The organism is Ignavibacteria bacterium (assembly GCA_016873845.1).
Lineage (GTDB): Bacteria > Bacteroidota > Ignavibacteria > Ch128b > Ch128b > JAHJVF01.
The window spans coordinates 36,983-47,052 of the sequence record VGVX01000012.1 but is presented as its reverse complement, the minus strand read 5'-3'; the positions used below and the strand labels follow the sequence as shown (position 1 = coordinate 47,052).

At 35.8% G+C, this 10,070-nt stretch carries 8 protein-coding genes; all 8 read right to left on the bottom strand.

The genetic code is table 11. The annotated features are described in order from the left end of the window. A partial coding sequence (locus FJ213_04575; protein ID MBM4175434.1) for a tRNA-dihydrouridine synthase family protein occupies positions 1–515 on the bottom strand: 515 nt, incomplete at its 3' end. 349 nt (positions 516–864) lie between these two features. Then, positions 865–2,046 (bottom strand): MFS transporter, encoded by a 1,182-nt coding sequence (locus FJ213_04570; GenBank protein MBM4175433.1) that lies wholly within the window; start codon positions 2,044–2,046, stop codon positions 865–867. 10 nt (positions 2,047–2,056) lie between these two features. Further along, positions 2,057–4,366 carry a DNA polymerase gene (locus tag FJ213_04565; GenBank protein ID MBM4175432.1) on the bottom strand — a complete coding sequence of 770 codons (2,310 nt, stop codon included), beginning with the start codon at positions 4,364–4,366 and terminating at the stop codon, positions 2,057–2,059. After that, entirely contained in the window at positions 4,363–5,532 is a 1,170-nt protein-coding gene (locus FJ213_04560; protein MBM4175431.1) for a CapA family protein, read from the bottom strand. The genes FJ213_04565 and FJ213_04560 overlap by 4 nt, the downstream gene beginning before the upstream one ends. Positions 5,533–5,642: 110 nt before the next feature. Then, positions 5,643–5,837 carry a histone H1 gene (locus FJ213_04555; protein MBM4175430.1) on the bottom strand — a complete coding sequence of 65 codons (195 nt, stop codon included), beginning with the start codon at positions 5,835–5,837 and terminating at the stop codon, positions 5,643–5,645. 86 nt (positions 5,838–5,923) lie between these two features. Continuing rightward, a complete protein-coding gene (locus FJ213_04550) occupies positions 5,924–7,027 on the bottom strand; it encodes a deoxyhypusine synthase (protein MBM4175429.1) in 1,104 nt (367 codons plus the stop codon). A gap of 51 nt (positions 7,028–7,078) precedes the next feature. Beyond that, entirely contained in the window at positions 7,079–9,043 is a 1,965-nt protein-coding gene (locus tag FJ213_04545; GenBank protein ID MBM4175428.1) for a 4Fe-4S dicluster domain-containing protein, read from the bottom strand. After that, the gene (locus tag FJ213_04540; GenBank protein ID MBM4175427.1) at positions 9,040–9,885 is read right to left on the bottom strand and encodes an alpha/beta hydrolase; all 846 of its coding nucleotides are present in this window, start codon (positions 9,883–9,885) and stop codon (positions 9,040–9,042) included. Before FJ213_04540 ends, FJ213_04545 begins: the two co-directional genes overlap by 4 nt. Positions 9,886–10,070 lie beyond the last annotated feature (185 nt).

Here is a 10,070-nt window from a genome sequence, read left to right as displayed (position 1 = left end):
CGCGGAATCCAATTCCAATCTGGATCACCTTTGTGCCCTTGCGATCTCGTACGGCAGTGAATGGTAATTGCTTTCGCACCTACTTGTTCAACCATTTTAGCGACATCGAAAATTTTTATGCTTTCAAGATCCCAACCAAGACGGGTTTTTACTGTAACCGGAATTTGTACTGCTTTAACAACTGCCGTAATCATTTTCTCCATGTAGGGAATATCTTTCAGTAATCCCGCACCAGCACCATGTCCAACGACATTCTTAACCCAGCAGCCGCAATTAATATCTATCAGGTCTGGATTTTTTTGTTCGGCGATTCGAGCTGCTTCAACCATTGAATCGATGTTCGCACCATAAATCTGAATTCCAGCAGGACGTTCCTCATCGAGCAAGCGTAATTTTTTGTGTGTCTTTTCAGATTTACGAATCAGCCCTTCTGAGTTCACGAATTCAGTATAGACAATATCTGCACCAAGTCTCTTGCATATCAATCTGAAGGAAGCATCCGTAACATCTTCCATTGGTGCAAGAAGTAATGGTTTATCGATATTTATATTTCCAATTTTCACTTAAAATGATTAAAGCTTATGGATGTCTAAGATATAACAGTAATATAATCTCTGTTTTAAAAATAAATCAAATAAAATAGAAAAGAAAGACTTTGAGATTTAAGATTTTCCTCTGAAAAGATGCCACCTCCTCAAAATCAAATCACCATTTAGAGAGATGGTATCTTTCTCATTTCAGTAATAATCCAACTTTTCTGCAGCAAATGCATTCCAGCAGTTTGGCTTTTTTAAGCTGACTTAATTGGACCCTGAAGGTTGTTCATCAATTCAGAATTTCACCAACCTTCAAGCTCTTTTTCTTTTATTGAGACATTTTTACTGAAACTCGAAAGAGTGTTAAACTAATTATCAAACCTATAAATGTAAAAATACCTGCTGTTATAAATGGGCTTTGGTACCCAAAAAAATTGAAAGCAAATCCACCCCAGAGCGGACCAAGAACTCTGCCAAGCGAACCCATCGAATGATTAATTCCAAGCACTTTTCCTTGCTCAGTCGGTGAAGCTGTCTGCGAGACCAAACTGAAAATAACAGGACTTAAAATCGCAACACCAAACATTGTAAATCCAAAAAATATAATTAATAGTAATAAAGAGTTGCTTTGCGGAATCAAAAAAAGTCCAATCGTCATAATGATTATCCCAAAATAAAGGAGAGACTTCTCTGTATATTTTCTTGTAAGTACTCCGATCAAATATCCTTGAACAAAGATTGTAATTAGCCCTATTACCCCAAAGAGATAGCCGATTTGTGAATCTGTCAATTTCAACATTCGATATCCTAATATAGGTGCCGTGCCGTATGTGTTGGCAATTGAAAATGTTAAAATGAAAAAGATTGTAATTAACGCACCAGTTTCTCTCTTGGAAAAAGCAGCAATATAACCTTCGATGTTGAGTAGTGAAGTTTTTCCCCTCGGTTCATCAGATCGGAATTGCAGTGATTCATCCAGCACAAAGTGTGCAATTAAAAATGCGATCAACGAAAACCCTGCTGCAGCAAGATTAGGAACAAGAAAACCATAGACACTCAAGGCGCCGCCGATGAAAGGACCAAGTACGAAACCGACTCCGAATGCTGTGCCGATAAGTCCCATTCCTTTGGCACGTTCACTTTTATCTGTGACATCTGCTATGTATGCTTGTGCAGCAGAAAGACTTCCACCGCCAATTCCAGCGACACAACGTGCGAACAGAGCAATCCAATAATTTGTAGCGAATGCATAGAGCATGTAAGCAAAAAATGAAACAACGAGCATTGAAGTGATAACAGGCTTTCTTCCAATTCGATCTGATAAGCGTCCTAAAAATGGTGTCGACAAAAATTGGAAAAATGAGAATGCTGCAATGAGCATCCCGATCTCGAATTCATTTGCATGAAAATAGATCTCAGAATAGTGCGGAAGGATTGGAATAATTATTCCAAACCCAATCAAGTCAATAAGTACAACAAGAAAAATAATCGATTTGCGTGCAGATTTCATAATAAGTTACTTACTCTTCCTCATATACAACGGGTTTATTGATTACTTTTATTTTATCGACTTGAAATTGGAGCTGCTCTTCGGATGGAAAAAGATTTTGGAAATCTGATTTTGCGAAAAATATCTCGAAACGGGAAATATATTCTTCAAGTTTTTTCAGGTAATAAGAGACATTTTCGACAGGCGAATTTGAATTATAGTACTCCATAAGCTCGCAATTTTCATAAATCGTGACGTTTGGATCGCTTCCAGTGATGAAGTAAGTAATTTTATCTCCAGGTTCATATTTGCTTCCGTAATATTTTATTGCAAGCTCATAGGCAGCACTTTTCGTTCGCTTTCCACTTTCCACGGCACTTGTATAAACCGAGTAAGCATCTCGGAGAGTTTCTCTTTTTGATAAATCTTGAATCGAAATTGCGTGATTGATTATATCAGCACGTAAGTTCATATAAACTTTTGGTATACCATCGAGGTTGTTCGTAATTATTGATTCGATACAAAACTTTATAAAGTTCCTTGCATACTTTTCAATTGAACGGGATATGAGAGACGATCCCTTGATTATGAGTCGATTATCATAAGTTAATAAAGCGTAATTTTTTTTCTTATAGCTCATCATTTGCGAAAATCTGCCGCTAAAACTTAAATTTATTCCCTCAGGCAATTCATCATTAATTTTATCAACCAGAGTTTTCTCTGAAATTTCATCCGAACTTTCATCTTCTAAAGTAAAATATAGTCCATCCGTATCAACTTCGATTACTTTACAATTCTCTTTTACAAATTTGTCAATTATTTCTTTGAGAATCTTCTGTCCGGAATTAGTTACAGTATCAGCTTTTTCGTAATCATTAAAAATTCCTTTGAAGTAACCAAGATAGCCGTAAAACGAATTAATAAAAATTTTAAATGTGGATTGCATTGAATCGTATTTCTGACGAAGCTTCGTATTTTTTTCTTTTTGCATCAAATGCTTTAGTTTAATCCTCTGCTCAGTTAACTCTTTTAATAATTTTAGAAAGATTTGTTTTTCATCAGATTCGGGTGAGAGTTTTTGGCTGAGAATTATGGAAGGATACAGCGATTCAACGTCTGCGTGAACGATATTATTATAAACTCCAGTATAAAAAATATTTGTGTAACCGCCGGTTGTCTGTCCTCCGACTTTTGCCTGCGGGAGCGCTCGTTTTTCTCTAAGATATTCCCTCACCATTAATAGTTCAATCCGAGTGGATACGCCAACTCTTATAAGTTGATCAAAATCAAGCGGAAGCATTTGAGCCTGATAAAAATAAGACGGAAAAAGAATCTCACTCAATCCTTTAACTTCGTTGACATCATCTTTTGCATATTCGATTAATATTTCCGGATCGTTATCCCAATACCAGCTAATTTTCTCCCCTTCGATGTAAATACGATCTTCTGCCGCAACATTAAAATGCTTTGCCGAATATTTTAAACCGTGGTCTTCCATATCGCGTTTAACTGAATCATATTGAATGACGAGCGGCAGTGTGTCAACTATCTGTCTCCCAACGATGGTTACATAATCGAATCTTGATTCCCAGCCGGAAGATGAATCGACTGATTCAACCAGCGGGACACTTTTATCGCGACCAATTCGAAACTCCACCTCATTATACTTACACCTTGCACAAATATAAGGTAGATCAAATGAGAGAATATTATGCCCTTCAATAATATCTGGATTGCGCTCGATGATAGTATTCATCAATTCGATTAACATTTCTTTTTCAGAAAGTTTTTCTCCGGAAATCACCTTTTCCCAACCGCTATTATCCGATAACACGATTACAATAATTCTATCCGATGGTCGTGATGGCTGACTGAATCCTTTCGTGAAGTAAGTTTCGATATCGAGCTGCATTCGGATTAAGTCTTCGTATTCAAGCCCTTTGAAAAACGTTTCGCCGCTTTGCAGTAGAAATTGTGTTACTGGATCGGTTTTGATATAAATCTCTGGTACATCGGAAAAAATTGTCGTGGGAACATTTTCGATTTTTAAATTCCTATAGATTGTTCTTACAGCCCGCCACATACTGTTCCAATCATCAAATACACTCAGATACTGGTACTCTCCGCTTCCCTCCATTTTTTTTTGCCAAAACTTTTCATTAAATCCTTTAAGGAGAATATTATCTGTTAGGTAAAAAAATGGATAGAAATCTTTCTCTGACTGAATAATATAATTTCCTTCTCTGCAGTAGAGTCTCATCCTATTGGCTGAAATTTGCTGAACATAGATTATATGCTGTGTGTTCCCATGACCCATTATAAGTGGATCAAACTTAATCAATCGGGTGATTTTGTCCCTCCTGAGGATTTTTTATTTGATAAAATTTTATGTTCACCTGAAAGCTGATTCCAAGTATCCGACCTCGCTTGTTCCATTAAAGAAAGATCCTGTTTCGAGTATAATTCTTTGTTATAGCTTGTCAGGGGAATTATTACGTGGGAAGTCTTTGCATTAATTCTTTCTATATGAACCCAAGTCGGATGAGATTTAACCAAAGAAATGCGGCTAGTATTTGTTACCAAATTCTTTTCGAGCTCAATTTCAAGAATTACTCCTGCTTGCTTAAATCTTCCTCTTTGATTTGAGATGAAATTTCCGAGTGAAAACGCAACAAGTCCAGTATCGAGTTTTGATTCATCACCAAGTTCTATTAATTCCAGAGGTTGAATAACATGTGGATGTGAGCTAATGATAATATCTGCACCAAGTGAAAAAGTCTTCTCCACTATACTTTTTTGCCAAGAATTAGGATAAAGTTGATATTCATCACCGAAATGAAAATAGACAAGAACTAAATCCACCCCTAATATTTTGCATCGATTGATATCAGAACTGATCTGATTATCATTAATCTGATTTACAAGATAACTTTTCGCTTCAGGCAATCGAACTCCATTCGTGCCATAAGTGTAAGCTAAAACAGCAATTTGGAAATCAGCGATTTTCAATACTCTAATTGAGTCTCTATCATTGGAAGATAAAAATGTACCAACTCTTGTGATCCCGAGATCATCAATTAAATTGGCTGTACGAATCAATCCCTTCTCGCCTCTATCGAGACAATGATTATTGGAGGTCACTAATACATTAAAACCAGCATTTTTAATTGCATGTAAAAATTCATCAGGCGAGTTGAAGAGTGGATAACCAGAATATGCACCTCCTGCAGTTACAGTTTCGAAATTGCCAATAACTATATCTCCGCTTGATAGTAATTCACGAACGAATCTAAAACTTGGATTGAAGTCATAGCTTTTCAACGAATCAATATAAGCACCCTCTGCTTGAGGTTTATGGCACATTAAATCGCCGACACAAAGGATATTGATGGTTTTAATTGAATCACTGTTCGTAATTGTAAACTGAGAGACGTTATTATCCGAACTCAACAGTTGGAAGAGAGTAGAAATGTATACGATAGAGATCAAAGCCCAAATTTTGAACATCGCATTGAGGATAAAAAAGAGGCGTAATTATTTAATAGTCAAGAATTCTTAACATTGTAACCTGCAAAAGCAGGGTAACTTTTAAAAAACTACGCCTCTAAGTTAAAATTTTAGCTGCTTTTTTCAGCTTTTCGGTTAATTCTTTCTTGCTGAATTTCATTCCGAAAATCTTGGGCTTTTTTTCTTAATTCCTGCAATCCTTTTCTTAAACGAGTTCCAGCGGCATTTTGCCCCTTCATATAGAATTTCTCGTAATCAGGCTGCATAGAGTCTATAAAGAACTTTAATTCTTCTAATTTGCTCATTTATTCCTCCTATTTTTTGGAAAAATGTAATTATTCATAGGACAATATAAACATTTATAATCCGAAAACAAGCTTTTTCTAACATTTTACCACTTTTTGTTTTTTTTCAAAGAATAGCGATGAGCTGACTCAAGTTGCTTCATCATCTTATCTAACTTTAGATATAGTTTTTTATGCTTTCTTCTCTTTTTTGCTGATAACGAATAGGAAGTAATTATAGGCATTGCAATTGTCGTGTCGCAATAACATACAACAGCATCAGGGAGTCGATTCGGATCAACTTTCCCCCAGCTAACAGCTTCTGCCGGTGTAGCGCCTGAAAGTCCACCCGTATCTGGTCGAGCATCAGTAATTTGCAGAAAATAATCGTGTCCTTTTTCATCAATTCTTAAAACTTCTTGAATTTGGGGTTCAGTTTGAAGCATAAAATTTTTTGGAGAGCCTCCTCCAAATATTAAAACTGCACTTTTTCCTTCGTTTAGTTTAGCATCCAGCACGATTGCAGTTGTTTCATTAACATCTTTATTGACATCAAATTTTAGTTTACTTCCATGAAATTCTAGCGCTGCTACATTCATACCTATTGAACTATCTCCAGGAGAAGAAGTATAAACGGGAACTTTGTGGAGATACGCATTTGATAAAAGACTTTGATGGGGGATTTTCAGCGCTTTCTCCCTTTCATACACAAATTTTCCTAAGATATAATGAAATTCTGCAGTACTCATTTCTTTCTGAAATGCGGCGGATCTTAGGACTTTTCTATAGAAAGAATCTGTGGAAAGAAGCACATTATAATCAAATACTATGTCATAAATCCGAACAACTTCATTTTCACGAAGTGAAACGTCATTATAAAAAGGACTCCCTTTGTGCAGATTTAAACCAATTCCGAAATGCGTATCATGATATAAATTTGCACCTGTGCTCACAATCCAATCAATAAAACCAGCTTTAATTAATGGAACAATGCAAGTTCCACCCAGCCCGGCAGGAGTTAATGCGCCAGTTAAGCTCATCCCGACTGTGACATCCGGTTCTAACATTTTATCAACAAACAACCTGCACGCATCATGCAATCTGCCGGCATTATATGCTTGAAAATAATTATCCACTAAATCCACTATTTTTACATTCGATGGAATTGATTTAGTCGAGATCTTTTTTCCTGAAAGATATTTCTTTTTCATTTTATAATTTTTCCTTTTTCTGAGGATTTACCTATAACAAATATAAAAATCTCAAAGAGATTCCAAAATTAATTCGGAAATATCTTTAATCTCTACAAGATCACTTGCCGTTTCGAATGACTTCACTCCATCATTGAGCATAATCATGCAAAATGGACATGCAGATGCAATCACATCGGGTTTCAGTTTGAGAGCTTCTTCGACGCGCTCAACGTTGATCCGTTTCCCTTCAGTTTCTTCGAGAAACATTCTCCCACCTCCAGCTCCGCAGCAGAATCCTCGATCTCGCGTTCGATTCATTTCCACTAAATTAACTTTGTTTATTTTGCTGATCGAATTACGCGGTTCATCGTAGATTTCATTGTAACGTCCAAGATAGCACGAATCGTGATAAGTCACAGTTTTAGCTAATTCATTTTGTAGATTTATAGAACCTTCCTTAATCAGTTTTCCAATTATTTCTGAATGGTGATAGACTTCGTAATTACCGCCAAACTGTTTGTATTCATTTTTCAATGAATGAAAACAATGAGGACACGCAGTGATAATTTTTTTGATGTTGTATTTTTCAAGAGTCTGGATATTTTCTTTCATAAGAATTTGTGCAAGATATTCATTACCCAATCGACGAGCGGCATCTCCATTACATTTTTCCTCCTTGCCAAGGATCTTAAAACTTATCCCCCCTTTTTTCATTAATTGAGAAAATGCTCGGCTGACTTTTTTATACCTTTCATCAAATGAACCGGCACAACCGACCCAAAACAAATACTCTGCATCGTTGTTATGATTTGCTATTGGAATATCCAATCCTTCGGCCCAATCTGCACGTTCTTCATAACTGAAAGCCCAAGGGGTAAAATTTGTCTCAAAGTTTTTGAATACAACGTTTAATTCATTCGGGAAGTTAGCTTCGGATAAAACTAAACCTCGCCGCATCTCAACAATTGAATCTACATGTTCAATCATCACGGGACACTCATGGACACAAGCATTACAAGTCGTACATGCCCAAATTTCCTCATCAGAAATATAATTATGCACAAGAGTTTTAATCTGATCTTCTCCCGTAATTGCAGAATTTTGCTTAGCTCTGTCTAAAACTCTTTGGCGAATATCCATAATCACTTTTCGCGGTGAAAGAGTCTTTCCCGTATTATTCGCTGGACAAGCTGAAGTACATCGCCCGCACTCAGTACAAGTGTAACCATCGAATAATTGTTTCCAAGTTAGATGCTCAACATCTAAAGCACCGAAATGAGTCAAACTTTCATCTTCGAGATTAATTGGAGAGATTTGATCCCTTTGTTGTTCAAGCTTAGCGAAATAAACATTTGGCAAGGAAGTAATTACATGGAAATGTTTTGAAAAGGGGAGGTAATTCACAAAAACAAATATCGTTACGATATGAATCCACCAAAATAGTTCGTAATAAAAATTCACATCAATTCCTGAAAAATCAAGATTTGCACTAATAGCAGGACTCATGAATCTCGAATCATATTCACTAATGTTTGTGTTAAAAACATTCTGAGCCACCATCGAAGTTATAACAATTAAAATCATTCCGAGTATGAATGCAGCATCAAGATTGCCGTCATGCTCGGATTTTAATCGTTCAACTTTCCGGATGAATCTTCTATAAATTGCTGCCAGAACGCTTAAAACGATTAACACACTGAAAATATCTTGTGTTGCCGTAATGATACTATAAACGCTCTTTAATCCAGAAAAATGAAAATCATGGATGAATCCTTGAATTATAGATTCAACAACAACAATAATTAAAGCTAAGAATCCCCAAAATATGAATGCATGCATGAAACCTGCGAATGGTTCTCGCAGCAGCTTAGATTGCCCTATACCAATGAGGATAACATTTTTGAATCGCAGTAAAGGCTTATCGAACCGATTATCTTTTTGCCCGATTTTCAGGTAGCCAAACATTCTTCTTAAGTTATAGAAGAAAAATGTGAATGCGGTGATTAGTATAATTGTGAATATTATTGTTTTCATAAATCTTTTTGGTTTAATTTTTCTTGAAAAAATTCAATGGTTCGTTCAATAACGAAATCGAATTTTTTATTACTTCCTTGAAATGGATGAACGATATCAAACGTATGACCGGTTTTTTCAATTAAAAGCAATTCGGAATTTTCAATCTTTGAGGATTGATAGAGCTCATACGCTTCAGCTACAGGAACGGCGAGATCTTGTTCACCATGAACAATAAGTGCAGGTGCATTAATTTTCGCGATTTTGCTCATCAGATCAAATCGATTCATGTTTTCTATTATATCTTCCAAAAGCACACTGTTCAAACGCATAACTTGATTTGTTCGAGTGTTCAAAACTTCGAAAAATCCATTTTTCATCCATGCACTCTTCTGTCTTTCTGAATATCTATCTAATTGCGAAACAGCAGCCCAAAGTGCCAAGGCTTTAACATCAGAGTTTTCAGCCGAGTAGATTAATGAAATCGCTCCACCTCTTGAGTGTCCTATCAATCCTATTTGATTATTTTTTGGTTTAAAACCCAAACCGCTATTTTTATAAAAGTTAACTACTTCTCCGAGTTCTTCAACTTCGAGTGTAATTGTATTATTGGCAAACTTATCCAATTCAGAAAAATTGAATAAGTCCTCCCCAACTCCATTATGAGAGAAATTGAAACCAACTGCGAAGAAACCAGATTCTGCAAGTTTTTCACATAGGAAAGGACCAAAACCCCAATCTTTAAATCCCTTAAAACCATGTACTAAAAAAACACATGGTGAAGTATCGGGGGCAGAAATAAAATAGGTCGATATCCTCACAAGATTTCCTCGGGAAGTTACCAATTGAAAATCTTTCTTCATGCAGTACCAATTTTAAAAAAGAGGTTTATAAAGTCAAGGAAATGCCAATAAAAAGATTAACCACTTTGACCAAGACAGATAATAAAATTAGTCGAATAGTTTTATTTTATCTGAAATTTATAAAATTCTTTGATATTAGAAGTTTTGATTTTATATTTGGTACAAATTTTTCAAAATTTTATTAG